This is a genomic window from Rhabdonatronobacter sediminivivens (assembly GCF_013415485.1).
GTDB lineage: Bacteria > Pseudomonadota > Alphaproteobacteria > Rhodobacterales > Rhodobacteraceae > Rhabdonatronobacter > Rhabdonatronobacter sediminivivens.
This window is the reverse complement of record NZ_JACBXS010000003.1, coordinates 1-18762: the sequence shown is the minus strand read 5'-3', so window position 1 is coordinate 18762 and position 18762 is coordinate 1. Positions and strand designations below refer to the sequence as shown.

Below are 18762 nucleotides of genomic sequence, written 5' to 3'. Positions count from 1 at the left end.
GGTCCGGTTAGCAAACCCTTTCCGTTATACGGTTCGGGGGCCAATTGCGCGGATGGCCTGTAAGCCGGATTCTGTTCCGGGTTGCCCCGGCGATGACCATTCATCTGGCCCTGTCGTTGCCGACAGGGTCTGGCTGCCAACCCGGACCTCGGGCTGAAGCGGCCCTGCGGCGATATCCCTGTGGGATCAGCCCCGGCATGAGGTCCCTATTCGGCATTGCTCCAGGTGGGGCTTGCCGTGCCGTCCCGGTTACCCGGTCCGCGGTGGGCTCTTACCCCACCGTTTCACCCTTGCCATGCAGGCATGGCGGTCTGTTCTCTGTGGCGCTTTCCCTCGGGTTGCCCCGGCCGGGCGTTACCCGGCACCTTTGCTTCATGGAGTCCGGACTTTCCTCGCACCCGTTGGCGGGCACGCGGCCATCCGGCCATCCGCGCCCTGCCCACATAGGCGCTGCGCCGGGGCGCGTCAATCAGCGCTTGCGCGGCGCGGTGGGGGTGCCTTGGCGTGGGAGCGCGCCCGGTTTGGGGCCTTGCCCCGGGCCTTTGGCGCGCGCGCCGCGCCCGGGGCGGGGGCGTGGCGGGGGCGGGTCTGCCGCGGGGTCCAGGCCCAACTGGTCGCGCAGCACGCGCGGTTTGACCTCGCGCAGGGCGCCCGGCTCCAACTGGCCAAGCTGAAAGGGGCCATAGCTGACCCGGATCAACCGGTTCACCACCAGCCCCACATGCTCCATGGCGCGGCGGACCTCGCGGTTGCGGCCCTCGCGGATGCCGACGGTCAGCCAGGCATTGGCGCCCTGCTGGCGGTCGATCTGGGCGATCATGGGCTGGAAGCGCTCGCCCTCGATCTCCACACCTTCAATCAGCGGGGCAAGCGTCGCCTCGGAAGGCCGGCCGTTCACCCGCACGCGATACTTGCGCAGCCACCCGGTCGAAGGCAGCTCCAGCCGGCGTTTCAGCTCGCCATCATTGGTCAGCAGCAGCAGCCCTTCGGAATTGATGTCCAGCCGCCCCACGGGCATCAGCCGGGGCAGACCCTCGGGCAGCTTGTCGAACACCGTCTCGCGGCCCTTTTCATCGCGGGTGGTGGTCACCTGCCCCTGGGGTTTGTGATACATCCACAGCCGCGCGGGTTCCGGCGCGGCCAGGGGCTTGCCATCCACGGTGATCCGGTCGCTGTCGGTTACGTTCAGCGCCGGCGAGGTGATGCGCTTGCCGTTCACCGCCACGCGCCCGCCGGTGATCAGCCCCTCGGCATCACGGCGCGAGGCGACGCCCGCGCGGGCCAGCACCTTGGCGATTCGCTCGCCGCTGCGGGGGGGAGAGGGCTTGTCACTCATGGGTTTGGCATAGCGCGGAAACGGGGGGCGCAAAAGAGCCGATCGGCGCTTGCAGGAATGGGTCAGGGGGGGCATCAACAGGGCATGAGCCGCTTTCACAGCCATATGCAGGCCGCGCTGGAGCACGCCGCCCTGGCCGCCGCGCGCGGCGAGGTGCCGGTGGGCGCGGTGATCGTGGCGCCCGATGGCCGCGTGGTCGCGGCCGAGGGCAACCGCACCCGGGAACGCGCCGACCCCACCGCCCATGCGGAAGTGCTGGCGATTCGCGCCGCCTGCGCCGCGCTGGGGAGCGAACGGCTGCCGGGTCATGATCTGTATGTGACGCTGGAGCCCTGCCCCATGTGCGCCGCCGCCATCGGCTTTGCGCGCATCCGGCGGCTTTACTATGGCGCCGCCGATCCCAAATCCGGGGGTGTGGCGCAGGGCGCGCGGGTGTTCACGCATCCGCAATGCCACCACGCCCCCGAGGTCTATGACGGGATCGCCGCGCCCGAGGCCGAGGCCTTGTTGCGGGAATTCTTCGAAAGGTTGCGCTGATGTGGGCCGAACAGGTCATCGCCTATTGCGAACGCAGTGATTTCGCCTTCTGGGCCGAGCCGGTGAATGCCGTCACCAACGCGGCCTTCCTGATTGCCGCGGCGATCATGTGGCCCCGGGCGCGGGGGGTGCCCATGGCGCAGGCGCTGGTTGGGGTGCTGGCGGTGATCGGTGTGGGGTCTTTCCTGTGGCACACCCATGCCACGCGCTGGGCGGGGCTGGCCGATGTGCTGCCGATCCTGGTCTTCATCCTGATCTATCTGTTCGCGGCCACGCGCGATTTCCTGCGGCTGGGGCTGGTGGGCGGTGCCGGGGCGCTGGCGCTGTTTGTGCCCTATGTGGCGGCTGTGGCCTGGGCGCTGGGGTTGGTGGTGCCGGGGCTGGGGGCGAATGCGGTCTATGGGGCGGTGGCGCTGCTGATCGTGATCTATGGGCTGATTCTGCGCGGGACGGCCACGGGGCGCGGGCTGCTGATCGGGGCGGGGGTTCTGTTTGTCTCGTTGGGCTTTCGCATGGCGGATGCGGCGGTCTGCGATGCCTTTCCCATCGGCACGCATTTCATGTGGCACATCCTGAACGCGGTGATGCTGGCCTGGATGATCGAAGTCTATCTGCGCTACCGCCGCGGGTTGTCCTGATCCGGCAGGGCGGAAAACAGTGGCGCGGTCAGTTCGCGCAGCAGCTTGCGGCGCATGACCGGGGGGAAATCGCGCCAGGTCTCGGCATATTCCACAAACGCGCCGGGGCCACGGATGACGTGATCGCGGTAGTAGCTCAGGATGTCAGACTCCAGCCCGCCAATGGCCAGCCCGTTCACCGTGATGTCGTCGAAGTTGAAGCGGGCGTAGATGCGTTCGGGCGTGGGGCCATCATTGTTGCGCCCATCGCCCGAAATATCGAGCGTGCGCGCCGCGCAATCCGGTGCCCCCAGCAACAGCCGCCCGCCAAAGAACAACGCCCGGCCCACGGCGGTCTGCCCGGCGAAGCTGCGGTCATGAGCCTGCAGGGTGGTGATGACGGCATCGATCCCGGCGGCATCTTCCAGCAAGACCCAGCCCTGGATCACATGCTGTTGCCAGCGGCTGCTCCATTCGTAGATCGCCAGCGCGACAGGCTCGGACGGGGTCAGGATCGCTGACCGAACCCCGGGGTCCCGGAATGCGGCGATCAGCCCGTGCAGCTGGGTGTCATAGGCGGCCTCGCTGACCGAGCGAGAGGCGTCAAGCCCCAGGGCAAGGGCCAGCCGACAGGCTTGCGCGGGCCATGCGACCAGCAACGCCAGCATGGCGCCGGGCAGAACCTGACGCCATGCGGTGCGGGAGCGGCGCGTCAGCAGCGCGGGACAGGGCGTGTGCATCATGGACCAAGCATAACCCGGGCCATGATTCGGTCCAGATGCGGCAGGGCCGTGGTGCCTCGGCCCCGCGCAAGGGTCAGTGCAGCTGACGCTCCAGCAGCTTTTGCAGATCGGTGTCTGGCTGGGCTGCCATGAATTCCTCGGCAATCCGCAAGGCAGCTTCAAGTTCCTGAACGCTGTCCGCGCCTTCGATCTGGCTGCGGAAATACTCCAGCACCTGTGCGCGTGAGGCCTGGGTGCGCGGCGTACCTTCCGGCCCGCCATCATGGGCCATCTGCGTCAGCGCCTCGACCGTGGCGCGGGCATCCAGCAGGGCGCGGACCTCATCGTCATCAGCAAAGACATCGCCTTCGATCCCGGCGAACCGGCGCACGCGGTCGATGCGTTCATCCGAACAATCCAGAAGTGCTGCCAGCGCCGACACCTTGCCCATGGGTTTGCGTGATCCGACATAGCCATAGGGCGCATTGTCCGACCGCTTCAGCACCCGGTCCATCACCGGATCGATCACCGTCACGATATCGGTGATACCCGCGCTCTGGGCATATTCCAGTGATCCGATCATCAGCTCACACGTGGCATAGGAGATCGAATTGCGCCCGGTGCCCCGGTCCAGCCGTTCGGTATCCACGCAGAAGCGGGTGGATTCCCAGATGGTTGCGCTGCGAAGCGGGGGTTCCCCGTCCAGGATTGAGGAAAACACATCTGCCAGCATATGTGGACCAGTCGTCTGCAGGGCACGCACGCAGGCGATCACATGCCCTTCATCGTCGATCCCGATGACATAGGCCGGGTTCAGGTGATCGAACTCGTCGATCTCGCGCCCGTTTTCGATCTTCACGTCCCAGCCAAGCCGGTCCCCGAAAACCCGGGCCCGCAGCCTGTACATATCATCCAGCAGATCGCCGAAACGATCCGCGTTGAGCGCATCAACCACAACGATCATATTAGTAGCCTCCGATTAGTTACAGGTGAAGGATACCATCAAAGGTTGTGTGGGCCATTAGGGGAATCCCGTATGTCAAGTCATACCCGCGGCGATGGGCCGGTCCATGCGGGAATTCCGCTGCGCAAAAGAGAGTCCCGGGTGCCATCAGAACCCTGCGGCGGGCGTCACGTTGCCGGGCGGGGATGCGCGGCGCGGATCAACCGGTCGTTAATCGCCTGCCCCAGTCCGTGCTGCGGGACCGGGGCAAAGGCGATCGGGCGGGCGTGGGCATCGGCCTCATGCAGGATTCGGAACAGATTGGCCGCTGCCTCGGTCAGGTCGCCGCTGGCCGAAAGCGTCAGCGCCGCGCCGTCGCAGCCGGGGCCGAAGCCGATCCAGAGCTCATCTGGCGCGGGATCACTGACATTCAGTCGCACCGGCGCATGGGGCGCGTAATGCGATGAAAGCTGCCCCGGCGCGCGCGGGGCCTGGGCCTTGCCAGGGTCACGGGCGGGCGCGTTGCCCAGCAGCGCGGCGATGCCCTCTGCCGTGGTGCCGCCGGCGCGCAGCAGGGCCGGGTGGTCGCCGCTGCAATCCAGAATCGTGGATTCCACCCCCACCGCGCAGGGGCCGCCATCCAGCACCGCATCAATCCGTCCGGTCAGCCCGGCCATGACATGTGCCGCGCTGGTGGGGCTGATCCGGCCCGAAGGGTTCGCCGAAGGGGCGGCCAGTGGCCCGCCAAAGGCCTGCAACAGTTGGCGCGCCAGCGGATGCGCGGGCAGGCGCAGCGCCACCGTGTCCAGCCCCGCCGTGACCAGCGGTGACAGCCCATGCCCTGCGCGCAGCGGCAGCACCAGCGTCAGCGGCCCGGGCCAGAAGGCGGCGGCCATGGCCTCGGCCCCGGGGGTGAACCGTGCCAGGGCGCGCGCGTCCCGGATCTCGGCCAGATGCACGATCAGCGGGTTGAACCGCGGCCGGTCCTTGGCGGCGAATATTGCGGCCACCGCCCGGTCATTGCGCGCATCCGCCGCCAGCCCGTAGACAGTTTCGGTGGGCAGGGCCACCAGCCCGCCTTCGCGCAGGATCGTGGCCGCGGCGGCAATGCCCGCGCTGTCCGGCGGCAAAATCTGGGTGGTCCTGCGATCCATATCCGTGACGTTGCGTTGTAGTTCCAAGGGGTCCATGCCTGCGCTAGGATCGACGCAATAGGCTGAGAACCCCGGCTTGCCAAGCCGCAAGGCAAAGGAGCGCCCCATGCCGTTTACCGTGCCGCTGAAGGATTTCGAATTCCTGCTGGACCATGTGGTGGGCTTTGACCGCGTTCAGGCCACTGACATGTTCGCCGAGGCCACCCCCGACACCACCCGTGCCATCCTGACCGAGGCCGGGCGGTTGTGCGAGGATGTGCTGGCGCCCCTGCAGCGGGCGGGCGACCTGCACCCCGCGCGGCTGGAAAACGGGGTGGTGCGGACCTCTCCTGGCTTTGCCGAAGGCTTCCGCGCCATTGCCGAAGGCGGCTGGACCGGCATTTCCGCCGACCCGGAGTATGGCGGTATGGGCCTGCCCATGGCGCTGACAACCGCCGTAAATGACATGATGTCGGCGGCCTGCCTGTCGCTGCAACTCAACCCGTTGATGTCCCAGGGGCAGATAGAGGCCCTGGAGCATCACGCCAGCGAGGAGATCAAGGCGCTGTATCTGCCCAAGCTGATCGCGGGCGAATGGTGCGGCACCATGAACCTGACCGAACCGCAGGCGGGCAGTGACGTGGGGGCGCTGCGCACCAAGGCCGAGCCGAAGGGTGACGGCACCTATGCGATCAGCGGGCAGAAGATCTATATCTCCTGGGGTGACAACGATTTTTCCGAAAACGTCTGCCATCTGGTGCTGGCGCGCCTGCCTGATGCCGCACCGGGCACCAGGGGCATCAGCCTGTTCATGGTGCCGAAGCTGATCCCGGATGCCGATGGCACCCCCGGCGCGCGCAACAGCCTGCGCGTGGTGTCGCTGGAGCACAAGATGGGGCTGCATGGCTCACCCACCGCCGTGATGGAATATGACGGCGCCACCGGCTGGATGGTGGGCGCGCCGAACAAGGGCATGGCGGCCATGTTCACCATGATGAACAACGCGCGCCTGGGGGTGGGCGTGCAGGGGATCGGCGCGGCCGAAGGCGCCTATCAGCATGCCTTGGCCTATGCCCGGGACCGCAAGCAGGGCCGCACCCCGGTCAGCGGCAGCGGCGCCATCATCGAACATGCCGATGTGCGCCGCATGCTGGCCCGCATGAAGGCCGAGGTCTTTGCCATCCGCGGCATCGCGCTGATGAACGCTGTGGCCATCGACATGGCCCGCGCCACGGGGGCCGAGGACTGGGCCGCCCGCGCTGCGCTGCTGACCCCGATCACCAAGGCCCATGGCACCGATATGGGGATCGAGGTTGCGAACATGGGCGTGCAGGTCCATGGCGGCATGGGTTACATCGAGGAAACCGGCGCCGCGCAATTCCTGCGCGACGTGCGCGTGACGGCGATCTATGAGGGCACCAACGGCATCCAGGCCATGGATCTGGTGGGCCGCAAGATGATGGACGGGGGTGAGGCCGCCTTTCGCCTGTTGCAAGAGGTCGAAGACGCCGCCGAAGCCGCGCGCGCCGCGCTGCCCGATCTGGCCGGTCCGGTCTGGGACGCCGCCGAGACACTGCGCGAGGCCACCGAATGGCTGGTCGCCCAGGATGCGCCAGCCCGCAACGCCGGGGCCGTGCCCTATCTGCGCGCCTTTGCCCGGGTGCTGGGCGCGCATGTGCATCTGCAGGCCGCGGCCCGTGGCGCCGATGCGCGCCGGGCATTGGCGGCGGTGTTCATCACCCGCATCCTGCCGGAACATGTCAGCCTGCTGGCCGAGGCACGCGCGGGCGAGGCTGCGCTCTACGCGCTCTCAGACGACGATCTGGCCGCGTGATGCCCGACGGTAGACCCGAGCCTGACGGCATCCGCTACCCCTTCCCCGACCCGCCCGCCGAAGGCGCGGCGGTGGAGGTGGCCAAGGGCGTGCTGTGGCTGCGCCTGCCGCTGCCCATGAAGCTGGACCATGTGAATGCCTATGCGCTGGATGATGGCGATGGCTGGACCCTCTTTGACACCGGCTTTGACACCAGACGCACCCGCGCCATATGGGAGCGCCTGCTGAGCGGCCCGCTTGCGGGCAAGCCCGTGCGCCGGGTCATCGCCAGCCACCACCACCCCGATCATATCGGGCTGGCAGGCTGGTTCCAGAGGCAGGGGGCCGCGCTCTGGACCACGCGCACCGCCTGGCTGTTCGCGCGGATGCTGACGCTGGATGAACAGCCCCTGCCGGTGGCGGAAACGCTGGAGTTCTGGCGCCGGGCGGGGATGGATGCGGATGTGCTGGCGGCGCGTGCGCAGGAACGCCCCTTCAACTTCGCCGATATCGTGGCGCCGCTGCCGCTGGGGTTCCACCGCATCCGGCAGGGTGACATCCTCCACGCCGCCGGGCGCAACTGGGAGGTACATGTGGGAAACGGCCACGCGCCGGAACAGGCCACGCTCTGGTCGCGGGACTGCAACCTTGTTCTGGGGGCGGACCAGCTTCTGCCCTCGATCTCGCCCAATCTTGGCGTCTATGCGACCGAGCCCGAGGCCGATCCGGTGGGCGACTGGCTGGAAAGCTGTGCACATTTCCAGACCCTTGCGCGCGCCGAACATCTGGTGCTGCCGGGCCACAAGCTGCCCTTCACCGGCCTGCCGCTGCGGCTGCAGCAGAAGATCGACAACCACTTGGGCGCGTTGAAGCGGCTGGAGGCGTTTCTGGATCAGCCGCGCCGGGGCGGCGCGTGCTTCCCGCCCCTGTTCCGGCGCGAGATCGGCGCAGGCGAATACGGGCTGGCGCTGGTAGAGACCATCGCCCATCTGAACCACCTTTGTCTGCGCGGGCGAGCCCGGCGCTGGATGGGCGATGACGGCGCCTGGCGCTGGCAGGCCTGTGCTGGACAGTCACCGCAATAGCACCCAAATTCGGGTGACAGCCGCCGCGGGATCGGCTATCGCAAGGCAAAAGACCGATTGCAGGAGGACCGACATGGCCGAACATGAGCATGGCAAGATGGACATCACCGCACAGGAGAAGACCTTTGAAGGGTTCATCAGGTTCGTGGTCTGGGGCACCGCGATCTCGATCGGCGTTCTGATCTTCCTGGCTCTGGCCAACGCCTGAGCATGGTTTCGCCAACCGGTGAGGGCGCCGGTTCTGTCGCTGTCTTTCCCGGCTGGCGCCTGGTCCGGGCGCTGGGGATTGCGCTGTTGCTGGTGGCAGGGCTGGCGGCCTGTGCCGGGCGCGGGGTCTGGGCGCCGGATGACGCCGTGCAGGCCGCGCGCTATGCGCACCCCGGCGCGCCAGAGCTTGCGCTGATCACCGTGACGCATAACCGCACCGGTCGGGGCGACCATACCGCACTGTTGATCAGCGCGGGGGAGCGGGTGCTCTTTGATCCGGCGGGAAGCTGGTATCATCGCCTGGCCCCGGAACGCCATGATGTGCATCATGGGCTGGCGCCGCAGCTTTTTGCCATCTACATCAACTACCACACGCGCGAGACGCATCACACCGTGGTCCAGCGCATGGCGGTCAGCCCCGAGGTGGCGCAGCGCGCCCTGCGGCTGGCGCAGGAAAAAGGCCCTGTGAACAACGCCTTCTGTGCCCGCGCCACGGCCGAGATCCTGCGCGAGCTGCCGGGGTTCGAAGGGATCTCGGTCAGCTGGTTTCCACACGAGCTGAAGGCGCAGTTCGCGCAGCTCGACGGGGTTGAAACCCATACGCTGCGCCATGATGACCCGGACCTGACCGCGCGGATTGCCGCCGCGCAGCGCCCGCTCTGATGGCGGCCGCTGATCTGCAAGGCACCGCCTATGACCCGCCGTCAGACCCGCCCGAAGTCCTGCATGCCGACCATGAGCTGCTCTTCGTGAACAAGCCCGCGGGGCTGCTGAGTGTTCCCGGCAAGGGGCCGGAGCTGGCCGATTGCCTGATCGAGCGGCTGCGCGTGGCCTTCCCCGAGGTGCTGCTGGTGCACCGGCTGGACCGCGATACATCGGGGGTGATGGTCTTTGCGCTGACCCCGCATGCCCAGCGGCATCTGGGGCTGCAGTTTGAAAAGCGACAGACCCGCAAGCAGTATCTCGCCCTGGTTGCGGGCGATCTGCGCCCCGATACCGGACAGGTGGACCTGCCGCTGGCCGTGGACTGGCCCAACCGCCCGCGCCAGATGGTCTGCCATGACACCGGCCGCCCGGCGCAGACCGACTGGAAGGTCCTGCGCCGCAAGGGGGGCCACACCCGTGTGCGACTCTCGCCGCTGACTGGGCGCAGCCATCAGCTGCGCGTGCATATGCTGGCGCTGGGCCATCCGATCCTGGGCGATCCGCTTTATGCCGAAGGGGCGGTGTGCGATCATCCGCGGCTGATGCTGCACGCGCAATCCCTGCGCCTGCGTCATCCCGATGGCGGGCGCGGGATCACCGTCAGCGCGCCTTGCCCGTTCTGAGCCGGGCCGGGGCGATCAGATATTGTCCACCTGCGGCATGCCCATGACGTGATAGCCGCCATCCACATGCACGATCTCGCCCGTGGTGTGGCGGCCATAGTCCGAGGCCAGCCAGGCCGCGGTCCCGCCCACGGCATCCAGCGCGGCATTGGTGCGCAGGGGGGCGTTTTCCTCGGCGTGGCGATAGGTCTTGCGCGCCCCGCCGATGGCGGCGCCGGCCAGGGTCTTCATCGGCCCGGGGCTGAGGGCGTTGACGCGAATTCCCTGCGGCCCCAGATCGCTGGCCAGATACCGGACCGAGGATTCCAGCGCCGCCTTGGCCGCTCCCATCACGTTATAAAAGGGCGTGACCGTGTTCGACCCCTGAAAGGTCAGGGTCAGCAGCGTCCCGCCATCCGGCATCAGTTCCGACGCCCGGCGTGCGGCATCGATGAAGCTGTAGCATGAGATGTCCATCGTATGGGCGAAATTGGCGCGGCTGGTATGGATGAAGCGGCCCGTCAGTTCCGACTTGTCCGAAAAGGCGATGGCATGGACCAGGAAATCAAGCTTTCCCCAGCGTTCGGCCAGCGTGGCGAAACCCGCGTCCATGGCCGCATCGTCGGACACATCCACATCCAGCAGCAGGTCCGCGCCCACGCTTTCCGCCAGCGGCGCCAGACGGCGCCCGAAGGCCTCGCCCTGATAGGTGAAGGCCAGCTCGGCGCCTTCGGCTGCCATGACCTGCGCGATCCCCCAGGCGATGGAGCGTTCATTCGCCACGCCCATGATCAGCCCGCGTTTGCCGCGCATCAACTCCGCCATGCCCGCACCCTCTCTGCTCAGCCGTCGAACCGGCTCATGACCAGCGTGGCATTGGTGCCGCCAAAGCCGAAGCTGTTGGACAGGACGCTGTCAAATTCGACAGCCTCGCGCAGTTCGGTGGCGATTTCCTCGGGCCGGATACCGGGGTCCAGCTCGGTCACATTGGCCGAGGCCGCGATGAACCCGCCCTGCATCATCAGCAGCGAATAGATCGCCTCATGCACGCCGGTGGCGCCCAGGCTGTGCCCGGTCAGCGACTTGGTGGAGGCGATGGGCGGCACGTTTCCCTCGCCGAAGATGCGGCGCACGGCTTCGACCTCGGTCACGTCGCCCGCGGGGGTGGAGGTGCCATGGGCGTTGATATAGCTGATCTTGCGCCCCTCGGGCAGGGTGTCCAGCGCCAGGCGCATGGAGCGCTCGCCGCCCTCGCCCGAAGGCGCCACCATGTCATGGCCGTCCGAGGTGGCGCCGTAGCCGGTCAGTTCGGCATAGATCTTCGCGCCGCGCGCCTTGGCGTGTTCCAGCTCTTCCAGCACCAGCACCCCGCCGCCACCGCCGATCACGAACCCATCGCGCGTGGCGTCGAACGGGCGCGAGGCGCTTTCAGGCGTGTCGTTATACTTGCTGGACATGGCGCCCATGGCATCGAACAGGCACGAAAGCGTCCAGTCCAATTCCTCGCCACCGCCGGCAAAGATGATATCCTGCTTGCCCATCTGGATCAGTTCGGCCGCGTTGCCGATGCAATGCGCCGAAGTCGAGCAGGCCGAGGTGATCGAATAATTCACGCCCTTGATCTTGAACGGCGTGGCCAGACAGGCCGAATTGGTGGAGGACATGCAGCGCGTGACCATGAACGGCCCCATCCGCTTGGGGCTGCCCTTTTCCACCACGATCTTGTGCGCACTGAACAGTTGCGACGTGGACGGCCCGCCCGAGCCGACAACCAGCCCGGTGCGCGGGTTCGACACGTCGCCCGGCTCCAGCCCCGCATCGGCGATGGCCTGCTCCATGGCGATGAAGTTATAGGCCGCGCCCGCCCCCATGAAGCGCAGGTTGCGCTTGTCGATATGGTCTTCCAGCGTGATCTGCGGCTGGCCGTGCACCTGGCTGCGGAAGCCGTGTTCGGCATAGTCCGGTGCAAAAATGATCCCCGAACGCCCTGCGCGCAGGCTGTCGCTGACCTCGGATGCGGTATTCCCGATGGGCGAGACAACCCCCAGCCCGGTGATGACAACGCGACGCATGGTGCCTCCATTGATCCTGTCGGGCCCTTGTGTAGGGAAGTTGTGGCCCTGGGGCAAGCGGGAAGGGGGCGGAGGCCTGCGGGCAGGTCACAAACGGAAACAGGCGCCGTAAGGCCCGACAAGGCTTGACCTTTGGCAGGATGCGTCGTTTCCATCGGCTGCGCGGCTTTGCGTATGTTTCTTATAGGTGCCTGAAGAATGACACTTCTGCGGTTCGCGTCCGGTGCAATCATTGCTGTCGTCATTGCGCTGGTCGCTTTCCTGGCCCTGCTGGTCTACCTGCAATTCCGCGCGATCGAACCCGAGGCCGAGGTGCCGCTTGCGTTACAGCTGTTCGAGGCGAACATCTGGGTTGAATTCGCAGCCACCTTCATCTCGGCCATTGCGGTGTTTCTGTTGATCATTTCGGTGATGATGCAGGGCAGGGAACTGCGTGAGCAGCGCGCGGAGATGCAGAACCAGCACCAGGAGTTGCGCAAACAGGCAGACGCACTGGTTGAACAGACCAGGATCCTGATCCGTCAGGCGGATACAACAGAGCAGACGCTGCGCCTGACTGTCGAAAGGAACACCTGGGAAAAGGTCAAGGACCTGATGAGCGACCTGCGTGGGCTTGTCCATCTGCCTGCGGATGCTGATGCTCGGCAGGCACAGAACAAGACCATCGAGATCAAGAGGTATGCGTGGAAATTCGCCTACAGCCCCAAAAAAGACGATCACCCGGAGGCATGGACAGCGGCGCATTTTCTGCGCCGTGCAGCGCTGAACATGAAAAAGCCCTGCAAGCGATTGTCAGATGCCTTGGATCAGCATGAGCCGATTTCCTGTCCGGACTTCAGGGATGACTTCGACCTGATGGCGGAGCTGGTCAATGGCATCGACGCATTGGGGCAACAGTTGCCCGCCCATCGCAGAACCGCGCTTCAGGAAATGCGGCTGGATGTGTGGAAAGAGAACATGGCAGTGATCCAGCGTGCCCTTGACGAAAACGACGCACGCTGAAGGGGCAGGCCGTGCCGCGCTGCCTCAGCTCTCGCTCAGCGCCACCTTCATGTCCTTGACCTGATAAATCACCTCGCCATCGGCTTCGACAATGCCATCGGCCACGCCCATGGTCAGGCGGCGGCTTTGCACGGCCTTGGTGAAATCCACCTTGTAGGTCAGCATCTTGCGGTCCGGCCGGACCATGCCGGTCAGCTTCACCTCGCCCACGCCCAGGGCATAGCCGCGCCCCTGCCAGCCGCGCCAGCCCAGGTTGAACCCGGTCAGCTGCCACAGCCCGTCCAGCCCCAGACAACCGGGCATGATGGGGTTGCCGGGGAAATGACAGTCAAAGAACCACAGGTCGGGGTGGATGTCGAATTCGGCTACTACATGCCCCTTGCCATGGGCGCCGCCATCGGCGGAAATGTCGGTGATCCGGTCCATCATCAGCATCGGCGGTTCGGGCAGCTGCGCATTGCCGGGCCCGAACAATTCGCCCCGCGCGCAGGCCAGAAGGGCGTCGCGGTCAAAGCTGGTGGGAAACTGGGACATGGCGCGGCGCTCCTCCTGGGCCTCTATTTCCCCTCGTCTAGCATTGCGGTTCCGAAGCTGACAAGGGCGCCCGCCACGCTTGTGCCGCAGGTTGCACCTGATTTTCATTTGAAATCTGCCGGTGTCAGGCTTTATATACACGTCATGAATACCGGATTCGCTCCTCTGACCCAGTCCAGCCTTGCGCAGGGATCGACGTGGTTGAACCGCGCGGGTCTGCGCCCGACGCGCCAGCGCCTGTCATTGGCCGCGCTGCTGGTGGGGGATGGCCAGAACCGTCATGTCACGGCGGAAAGCCTGTTTGAAGCCGCAAGCGCCAGCGGCGACCGTGTGTCCCTTGCCACGGTCTACAACACGTTGCGCGCCTTTTGCGATGCCGGGCTTCTGAACGAGGTGACGGTGGATGCCACCCGCAGCTATTTCGACACCCGTACCGACGATCACCCGCATTTCTTCTGGGAAGACACCCAGGACCTGACCGACGCTCCGGCCGATGAGCTTGAGATCGCGCGCCTGCCAAAGGCGCCGCAGGGGGCAGAAGTCTCGCGCGTGGATGTGGTGATCCGGTTGCGCCGCCCCTGAGCGGCGATTGCGCGCCACGCGCCTTTTCGCTAAAGCATCGGCACTTGATCCCCCTTCTTCGCGCAGGCCCCTCATGTCCGACCCCCGGAAGCTGTTCATCAAGACCTATGGCTGTCAGATGAATGTCTATGACAGTGAGCGTATGGCCGAAGTGCTGGGCGCCTCGGGCTATGTGACCACGGATCGCGCCGAAGACGCGGACATGATCCTGCTCAACACCTGCCATATCCGTGAGAAAGCCGCCGAAAAGGTCTATTCCGAACTGGGCCGGTTCAAGCCGCTCAAGGCCGCCAACCCTGACCTCAAGATCGGGGTTGCGGGCTGCGTCGCCCAGGCCGAGGGCGAGGAGATCATGCGCCGCCAGCCTCTGGTGGATCTGGTCGTGGGCCCGCAGACCTATCACCGCCTGCCGGCGATGGAGCAGACCCTGCGCGATGGCGGCCGCGCCGTGGATACCGATTTCCCGGACGAAGACAAGTTCGACCACCTGCCCAAAGGCCGCCCCCGCGCCAAACGCGGCCCCACGGCGTTCCTGACCGTGCAGGAAGGCTGCGACAAATTCTGCTCCTTCTGCGTGGTTCCCTACACCCGCGGCGCCGAGGTCAGCCGCCCCGTCGCCCGCCTGATGGCCGAGGCGCAGGATCTGGTGGACCGTGGCGTACGCGAGATCACGCTGCTGGGCCAGAACGTCAACGCCTATCACGGCGCGGGCGCGGGGGGCGAATGGTCCCTCGCGCGCCTGATCGAGGCATTGGCCGGGATCGACGGGCTGGAGCGGATCCGCTTCACCACCTCTCACCCCAATGACATGCGCGAGGATCTGATCGCCGCCTTTGCCGAGCAGCCAAAGCTGATGCCCTATCTGCACCTGCCGGTGCAATCCGGCTCGGACCGGATCCTGAAGCGGATGAACCGCAAGCACACAGCCGAAAGCTATATCGACATCATCGACAGGCTGCGCGCGGCCCGCCCGGACCTTTTGCTTTCGGGCGATTTCATCGTCGGCTTCCCTGGCGAATCCGAGGCCGACTTCGAAGACACGCTCGCCCTGGTGCGCCGCGTGGGCTACGGACAGGCCTACAGCTTCAAATACTCCGCCCGCCCCGGCACCCCGGCGGCCGAGCGCAAGGACATGGTCCCCGAAGATGCCGCCGCCGATCGCCTCGCCCGGCTGCAGGCGCTCCTGTCAGACCAGCAGCGCGCCGCGCAGGACGCCATGGTCGGGCGCACCGTGTCGGTCCTGTTTGAAAAGCCGGGCCGCCTGCCCGGCCAGATGGTGGGCAAGTCCGACTATCTGCACGCCGTTCATGTCACCGACGCGCGCGCCACCCCCGGCATGATCGCGCGGGTGCGCATCACCGCCAGCGCCCCGAACTCGCTTGCCGGCGAACTGGCCTGACCTTCCATTTTCTTGCCGAAACTACTCTCGGGGGGAGCGCCCGGAACGGGCGCGGGGGGCAGACAGCCCCCCTCCCACACGCGCCATCCCTCGCCACCGCCGGCGGTTGACTCCCACCGCGCACCCTGTATAAGCGCGCCGTTCCGCCCTGCGGGACACGCATTCACATGGTGTTGGTGGCCCCCGCAAGGGGATGCCTGTCGCCAAGGGCCCGCGCGGCCTGCGGAAAGGACAACGCCCTTCACAACCGAAGGAGATCAGCCGTGACCAAACGCACGTCTGCCAAGTACAAGATCGACCGCCGCATGGGCGAAAACATCTGGGGCCGCCCGAAAAGCCCCGTCAACCGCCGCGAATACGGCCCCGGTCAGCACGGCCAGCGCCGCAAGCAGAAGCTCAGCGACTTCGGCACCCAGCTGAAGGCCAAGCAGAAGCTGAAGGGCTATTACGGCGACCTGACCGAAAAGCAGTTCCGCCGCATCTATGCCGAAGCCGCCCGCGTGAAGGGTGACACCGGCGAGCGTCTGATCGGCCTGCTGGAGCGTCGCCTGGACGCCGTGGTCTATCGCGCGAAATTCGTCCCCACCGTCTTTGCCGCGCGCCAGTTCGTGAACCACGGCCATGTGACCGTGAACGGCCAGCGGGTGAACATCCCCTCCTACCGCGTCAAGGAAGGCGATGTCATCGCCGTGCGCGACAAGTCCAAGCAACTGGCCGTGGTGCTGGAAGCCGTGGGCCTGGCCGAGCGTGATGTCCCCGATTACATCGAAGCCGACCATTCCAAGATGACCGCCACCTTCGTGCGCACCCCCGCACTGGGCGACGTGCCCTATCCGGTGCAGATGGAGCCCAACCTGGTGGTCGAATTCTACGCCAAGAACTGATCCGGCCCGCGCCCCGGGCGATACGGATTGTGCAAGGCTTCGGGCCGTCCTGTGCGGGGCGGCCCTTTTTCATGGACGGGACCGACACGCATGAGGTGCGGCAAAGGCGCATCCCTGCAACATTCTTGCGCACGGATGCCGTGAAACCGCTTCACACCTGAATCCTGCGGCACTAGAACGGCCTGAAACAAGGGGTCAGCTACCGATGCATGACATCATCCGCCCGCAACCCGGCATCATGGATATCGCCCTCTATCAGGGCGGCAAGGCGTCGATCGAGGGGCGCAATGACGCGGTCAAGCTGTCGTCCAACGAAAACCCCTTCGGTCCGGGCGAAAGGGCCATCGAGGCCTATCGCCGGGCCGGGCATGCATTGCATCGCTACCCCTCCACGGATCACCTTGCACTGCGCGTGGCGCTGGCCGCCACCTATGATCTGGATTCCGACCGGATCATCTGTGGCGTGGGTTCGGACGAGATCATCACTTTCCTGTGCCAGGCCTATGCCGGCCGCGGGGATGAGGTGCTCTACAGCCAGCACGGTTTCCTGATGTATCGCATTTCGGCGCTGGCTGCCGGGGCCACCCCGGTCGCCGCGCCAGAGCGCGACCGTACCACGGATGTGGATGCCCTGATCGCCGCCATGACCCCGCGCACGCGACTGGTCTTTGTGGCCAATCCCAACAATCCCACCGGAACCATGATCCCGGCCTTTGATGTCACACGCCTTGCCGATGCGCTGCCACCGCAGGCGCTTCTGGTCCTGGACGGGGCCTATGCAGAATATGTCGAGAATTTCGACGGCGGTGCAGCCATGGTCGAATCGCGCGACAATGTGGTGATGACCCGCACGTTTTCGAAGATCCACGGCCTGGGAGGGCTGCGGGTTGGATGGGGCTATGGGCCGCGCCATGTGATTGACGTGCTCAACCGGATCCGTGGCCCGTTCAACCTGTCCACCACGCAGCTGGAAGTCGGCGAAGCCGCCCTGACCGATACCGAACATCTGGAGCGCAGCCTGCGCGAGAATGCGCGCATGCGAACCTGGTTGCAGCGCGCCCTGCTGGACCTGGGGCTGAAATGTGACCGCAGCCATGCGAATTTTGTCCTCGCCCGTTTTGATAGCCCGGCCGAGGCCGAGGCCTGCAACGCGCATCTGCTCTCCGAAGGGCTGATCGTGCGCCAGGTGGGGGCTTACGGCCTTCCGGAATGCCTGCGGATCACGGTGGGCGATGAACCGGCCTGCCGCCGTGTTGTCCATGCCATTGCGCAGGTGCGGGGCCGGCGCTGATGCCTGCGCTCTACAGCCGTGTCGCCTTTATCGGTCTGGGGTTGATCGCCTCATCCATGGCGCTGGCCATGCGCCGCGCCGGGCTGGTCGAAAGCTACACCGGTCATGCGCGCAGCGCCGAAACGCGGGCCACGGCCCTGGATCTGGGCCTGATCGATACCGTCCATGACAGTGCCGCCGCCGCCGTGCAGGGCGCCGATCTGGTGGTGCTGGCCGTGCCCGTAGGCGCAATGGCTGCAATAGCACAAGAGATCGCCCCCCATCTGGCCCATGGCGCCACGCTGACCGATGTCGGATCGGTCAAGGGGGCGGTGATCGACGCCGTATCCCCGCATCTGCCCGGGTCCGTGCAGTTCATTCCCGGCCACCCCTTGGCGGGCACCGAGCATTCCGGCCCCGCCGCGGGCTTTGCAGAGCTGTTCGACAACCGCTGGTGCATCCTCACCCCGTTCGAAGACGTCTCTGCCGATGCCGTGGCCCGCCTGCGCGCGCTGTGGGAGGGGATGGGCGCGAATGTCGATCTGATGGATGCACCGCATCATGACCTGGTGCTTGCGGTCACCAGCCATGCGCCACATCTGATCGCCTATACGATGGTGGGCGTGGCCGATGACCTGCGCCGCGTGACCGACAGCGAGGTGATCAAGTATTCGGCCGCCGGGTTCCGGGATTTCACGCGGATCGCTGCCTCGGACCCGACCATGTGGCGGGACGTGTTCCTGAACAACAAGGCGGCCACGCTGGAAATCCTTGGCCGCTTCACCGAAGAGCTCTTCGCCCTGCAACGCGCCATCCGGCGCGAGGATGGCGATCACCTGCATGCCTACTTCACCCGGACCCGCGCGATCCGGCGCGGAATCGTCGAGGCTGGTCAGGACACCGACGCCCCCGATTTCGGCCGCGCTGCCTTGCGCAAGGGCACGCCCCGGGACTGAGCGATTCTGTTCGAATCGATTCGTCTCGGTGCCTGCGCCCTTCCCCGCACTATACCCTTGAAAACAAGGCCCTGACGGGGGTCCGGGCGATTCCACAGACGCACGCCCAAGTGCGCCGCAGTGGCCGCCAGGCCGTGGCGCAGTGGTATTGCCCGTTCGGACCGTCGGTCGCCGCGCAAAAATCAGACCATTCGGAAAAATCCAATAATTTCATTTAAAACAACTACCTACGCCCTATCCGGGCGCATCCTGACGCTAGGGAAGAGCGGATTTTTGTCATCCTTCTGTCTTTTTTCACTTGCGGAGTTTTGTTTGTGGACCTAGATAGCGCTCACCGGCGGCGGGGAGCTGCTGGGGATCGCG

The 18762-nt window shown here is 66.1% G+C and carries 20 protein-coding genes and 1 other RNA gene; 13 read left to right on the top strand and 8 right to left on the bottom strand.

Going from position 1 to position 18762, the window contains the following annotated elements:
- Positions 1-44: 44 nt before the first annotated feature.
- An RNA gene (gene rnpB / locus HUK65_RS01890) (RNase P RNA component class A) lies at positions 45-432 on the bottom strand.
- Positions 433-469: 37 nt separating this feature from the next.
- Positions 470-1336 carry a pseudouridine synthase gene (locus tag HUK65_RS01885; protein ID WP_179904434.1) on the bottom strand — a complete coding sequence of 289 codons (867 nt, stop codon included), beginning with the start codon at positions 1334-1336 and terminating at the stop codon, positions 470-472.
- Between the two features lie 84 nt (positions 1337-1420).
- Here HUK65_RS01885 and HUK65_RS01880 point away from each other — a divergent pair, with 84 nt between their 5' ends.
- Both HUK65_RS01880 and HUK65_RS01875 read left to right on the top strand, forming a co-directional pair.
- Positions 1421-1873 (top strand): nucleoside deaminase, encoded by a 453-nt coding sequence (locus HUK65_RS01880; RefSeq protein WP_179904433.1) that lies wholly within the window; start codon positions 1421-1423, stop codon positions 1871-1873.
- A complete protein-coding gene (locus HUK65_RS01875; protein ID WP_179904432.1) occupies positions 1873-2511 on the top strand; it encodes a ceramidase domain-containing protein in 639 nt (212 codons plus the stop codon). Before HUK65_RS01880 ends, HUK65_RS01875 begins: the two co-directional genes overlap by 1 nt.
- Here the strand turns inward: HUK65_RS01875 and HUK65_RS01870 are convergent.
- The 3 genes from HUK65_RS01870 to HUK65_RS01860 form a co-directional block, all read right to left on the bottom strand.
- Positions 2490-3233, bottom strand: a complete 744-nt coding sequence (locus tag HUK65_RS01870; protein ID WP_179904431.1) for a DUF1194 domain-containing protein — start codon at positions 3231-3233, stop codon at positions 2490-2492. The two genes, HUK65_RS01875 and HUK65_RS01870, sit on opposite strands and share 22 nt — an antisense overlap.
- Before the next feature lie 73 nt (positions 3234-3306).
- On the bottom strand, positions 3307-4176 hold the full coding sequence (locus HUK65_RS01865; RefSeq protein ID WP_179904430.1) for an acyl-homoserine-lactone synthase: 870 nt from the start codon (positions 4174-4176) through the stop codon (positions 3307-3309).
- 167 nt (positions 4177-4343) lie between these two features.
- Positions 4344-5309 carry an L-threonylcarbamoyladenylate synthase gene (locus tag HUK65_RS01860; RefSeq protein WP_179904429.1) on the bottom strand — a complete coding sequence of 322 codons (966 nt, stop codon included), beginning with the start codon at positions 5307-5309 and terminating at the stop codon, positions 4344-4346.
- 106 nt (positions 5310-5415) lie between these two features.
- On the opposite strand from HUK65_RS01860, the gene HUK65_RS01855 reads away from it, so the two are divergent.
- The 5 genes from HUK65_RS01855 to HUK65_RS01835 all read left to right on the top strand — a co-directional run bounded on the left by HUK65_RS01855 (position 5416) and on the right by HUK65_RS01835 (position 9721).
- Positions 5416-7122 (top strand): acyl-CoA dehydrogenase, encoded by a 1707-nt coding sequence (locus HUK65_RS01855; RefSeq protein ID WP_179904428.1) that lies wholly within the window; start codon positions 5416-5418, stop codon positions 7120-7122.
- The gene (locus tag HUK65_RS01850; RefSeq protein WP_179904427.1) at positions 7122-8186 is read left to right on the top strand and encodes an MBL fold metallo-hydrolase; all 1065 of its coding nucleotides are present in this window, start codon (positions 7122-7124) and stop codon (positions 8184-8186) included. Before HUK65_RS01855 ends, HUK65_RS01850 begins: the two co-directional genes overlap by 1 nt.
- A gap of 73 nt (positions 8187-8259) precedes the next feature.
- On the top strand, positions 8260-8394 hold the full coding sequence (locus HUK65_RS01845; protein WP_179904426.1) for an aa3-type cytochrome c oxidase subunit IV: 135 nt from the start codon (positions 8260-8262) through the stop codon (positions 8392-8394).
- A gap of 2 nt (positions 8395-8396) precedes the next feature.
- On the top strand, positions 8397-9056 hold the full coding sequence (locus HUK65_RS01840) for a hypothetical protein (RefSeq protein WP_179904425.1): 660 nt from the start codon (positions 8397-8399) through the stop codon (positions 9054-9056).
- Positions 9056-9721 carry an RluA family pseudouridine synthase gene (locus HUK65_RS01835; RefSeq protein WP_179904424.1) on the top strand — a complete coding sequence of 222 codons (666 nt, stop codon included), beginning with the start codon at positions 9056-9058 and terminating at the stop codon, positions 9719-9721. Before HUK65_RS01840 ends, HUK65_RS01835 begins: the two co-directional genes overlap by 1 nt.
- 15 nt (positions 9722-9736) lie before the next feature.
- Here HUK65_RS01835 and HUK65_RS01830 read toward each other — a convergent pair whose 3' ends face one another.
- Complete coding sequence (locus HUK65_RS01830; protein WP_179904423.1) at positions 9737-10525, bottom strand: enoyl-ACP reductase FabI; 789 nt, start codon at positions 10523-10525, stop codon at positions 9737-9739.
- Between the two features lie 17 nt (positions 10526-10542).
- Positions 10543-11772 (bottom strand): beta-ketoacyl-ACP synthase I, encoded by a 1230-nt coding sequence (fabB, locus tag HUK65_RS01825; RefSeq protein ID WP_179904422.1) that lies wholly within the window; start codon positions 11770-11772, stop codon positions 10543-10545.
- Positions 11773-11970: 198 nt separating this feature from the next.
- Here fabB and HUK65_RS01820 point away from each other — a divergent pair, with 198 nt between their 5' ends.
- Positions 11971-12774: a hypothetical protein gene (locus HUK65_RS01820; protein WP_179904421.1), complete on the top strand. Its 804-nt coding sequence runs from the start codon at positions 11971-11973 to the stop codon at positions 12772-12774.
- Between the two features lie 24 nt (positions 12775-12798).
- On the opposite strand, the gene fabA is transcribed toward HUK65_RS01820, so the two are convergent.
- Positions 12799-13308: a bifunctional 3-hydroxydecanoyl-ACP dehydratase/trans-2-decenoyl-ACP isomerase gene (gene fabA / locus HUK65_RS01815; RefSeq protein ID WP_179904420.1), complete on the bottom strand. Its 510-nt coding sequence runs from the start codon at positions 13306-13308 to the stop codon at positions 12799-12801.
- Between the two features lie 144 nt (positions 13309-13452).
- Here fabA and irrA point away from each other — a divergent pair, with 144 nt between their 5' ends.
- From irrA to HUK65_RS01790, 5 genes are all read left to right on the top strand, one after another.
- Positions 13453-13890 carry an iron response transcriptional regulator IrrA gene (gene irrA / locus HUK65_RS01810; RefSeq protein ID WP_179904419.1) on the top strand — a complete coding sequence of 146 codons (438 nt, stop codon included), beginning with the start codon at positions 13453-13455 and terminating at the stop codon, positions 13888-13890.
- Between the two features lie 73 nt (positions 13891-13963).
- Complete coding sequence (miaB, locus tag HUK65_RS01805) at positions 13964-15289, top strand: tRNA (N6-isopentenyl adenosine(37)-C2)-methylthiotransferase MiaB (protein WP_179904418.1); 1326 nt, start codon at positions 13964-13966, stop codon at positions 15287-15289.
- Between the two features lie 263 nt (positions 15290-15552).
- Positions 15553-16173 (top strand): 30S ribosomal protein S4, encoded by a 621-nt coding sequence (rpsD, locus tag HUK65_RS01800; RefSeq protein ID WP_179904417.1) that lies wholly within the window; start codon positions 15553-15555, stop codon positions 16171-16173.
- A gap of 205 nt (positions 16174-16378) precedes the next feature.
- Positions 16379-17464 carry a histidinol-phosphate transaminase gene (gene hisC / locus HUK65_RS01795; RefSeq protein WP_179904416.1) on the top strand — a complete coding sequence of 362 codons (1086 nt, stop codon included), beginning with the start codon at positions 16379-16381 and terminating at the stop codon, positions 17462-17464.
- Positions 17464-18399 carry a prephenate/arogenate dehydrogenase family protein gene (locus HUK65_RS01790; RefSeq protein ID WP_179904415.1) on the top strand — a complete coding sequence of 312 codons (936 nt, stop codon included), beginning with the start codon at positions 17464-17466 and terminating at the stop codon, positions 18397-18399. Before hisC ends, HUK65_RS01790 begins: the two co-directional genes overlap by 1 nt.
- Positions 18400-18762 lie beyond the last annotated feature (363 nt).

Bases quoted from the DNA above. Each gene is read 5' to 3' on its own strand.
- HUK65_RS01820 (WP_179904421.1), top strand. From the start codon at position 11,971: ATGACACTTCTGCGGTTCGCGTCCGGTGCAATCATTGCTGTCGTCATT.
- HUK65_RS01870 (WP_179904431.1), bottom strand. From the start codon at position 3,233: ATGATGCACACGCCCTGTCCCGCGCTGCTGACGCGCCGCTCCCGCACC.
- HUK65_RS01855 (WP_179904428.1), top strand. From the start codon at position 5,416: ATGCCGTTTACCGTGCCGCTGAAGGATTTCGAATTCCTGCTGGACCAT.
- fabB (WP_179904422.1), bottom strand. From the start codon at position 11,772: ATGCGTCGCGTTGTCATCACCGGGCTGGGGGTTGTCTCGCCCATCGGG.
- irrA (WP_179904419.1), top strand. From the start codon at position 13,453: ATGAATACCGGATTCGCTCCTCTGACCCAGTCCAGCCTTGCGCAGGGA.
- HUK65_RS01885 (WP_179904434.1), bottom strand. From the start codon at position 1,336: ATGAGTGACAAGCCCTCTCCCCCCCGCAGCGGCGAGCGAATCGCCAAG.
- hisC (WP_179904416.1), top strand. From the start codon at position 16,379: ATGCATGACATCATCCGCCCGCAACCCGGCATCATGGATATCGCCCTC.
- HUK65_RS01850 (WP_179904427.1), top strand. From the start codon at position 7,122: ATGCCCGACGGTAGACCCGAGCCTGACGGCATCCGCTACCCCTTCCCC.
- HUK65_RS01835 (WP_179904424.1), top strand. From the start codon at position 9,056: ATGGCGGCCGCTGATCTGCAAGGCACCGCCTATGACCCGCCGTCAGAC.
- HUK65_RS01880 (WP_179904433.1), top strand. From the start codon at position 1,421: ATGAGCCGCTTTCACAGCCATATGCAGGCCGCGCTGGAGCACGCCGCC.
- fabA (WP_179904420.1), bottom strand. From the start codon at position 13,308: ATGTCCCAGTTTCCCACCAGCTTTGACCGCGACGCCCTTCTGGCCTGC.
- HUK65_RS01840 (WP_179904425.1), top strand. From the start codon at position 8,397: ATGGTTTCGCCAACCGGTGAGGGCGCCGGTTCTGTCGCTGTCTTTCCC.
- HUK65_RS01790 (WP_179904415.1), top strand. From the start codon at position 17,464: ATGCCTGCGCTCTACAGCCGTGTCGCCTTTATCGGTCTGGGGTTGATC.
- HUK65_RS01860 (WP_179904429.1), bottom strand. From the start codon at position 5,309: ATGGATCGCAGGACCACCCAGATTTTGCCGCCGGACAGCGCGGGCATT.
- HUK65_RS01845 (WP_179904426.1), top strand. From the start codon at position 8,260: ATGGCCGAACATGAGCATGGCAAGATGGACATCACCGCACAGGAGAAG.
- HUK65_RS01865 (WP_179904430.1), bottom strand. From the start codon at position 4,176: ATGATCGTTGTGGTTGATGCGCTCAACGCGGATCGTTTCGGCGATCTG.
- HUK65_RS01875 (WP_179904432.1), top strand. From the start codon at position 1,873: ATGTGGGCCGAACAGGTCATCGCCTATTGCGAACGCAGTGATTTCGCC.
- HUK65_RS01830 (WP_179904423.1), bottom strand. From the start codon at position 10,525: ATGGCGGAGTTGATGCGCGGCAAACGCGGGCTGATCATGGGCGTGGCG.
- miaB (WP_179904418.1), top strand. From the start codon at position 13,964: ATGTCCGACCCCCGGAAGCTGTTCATCAAGACCTATGGCTGTCAGATG.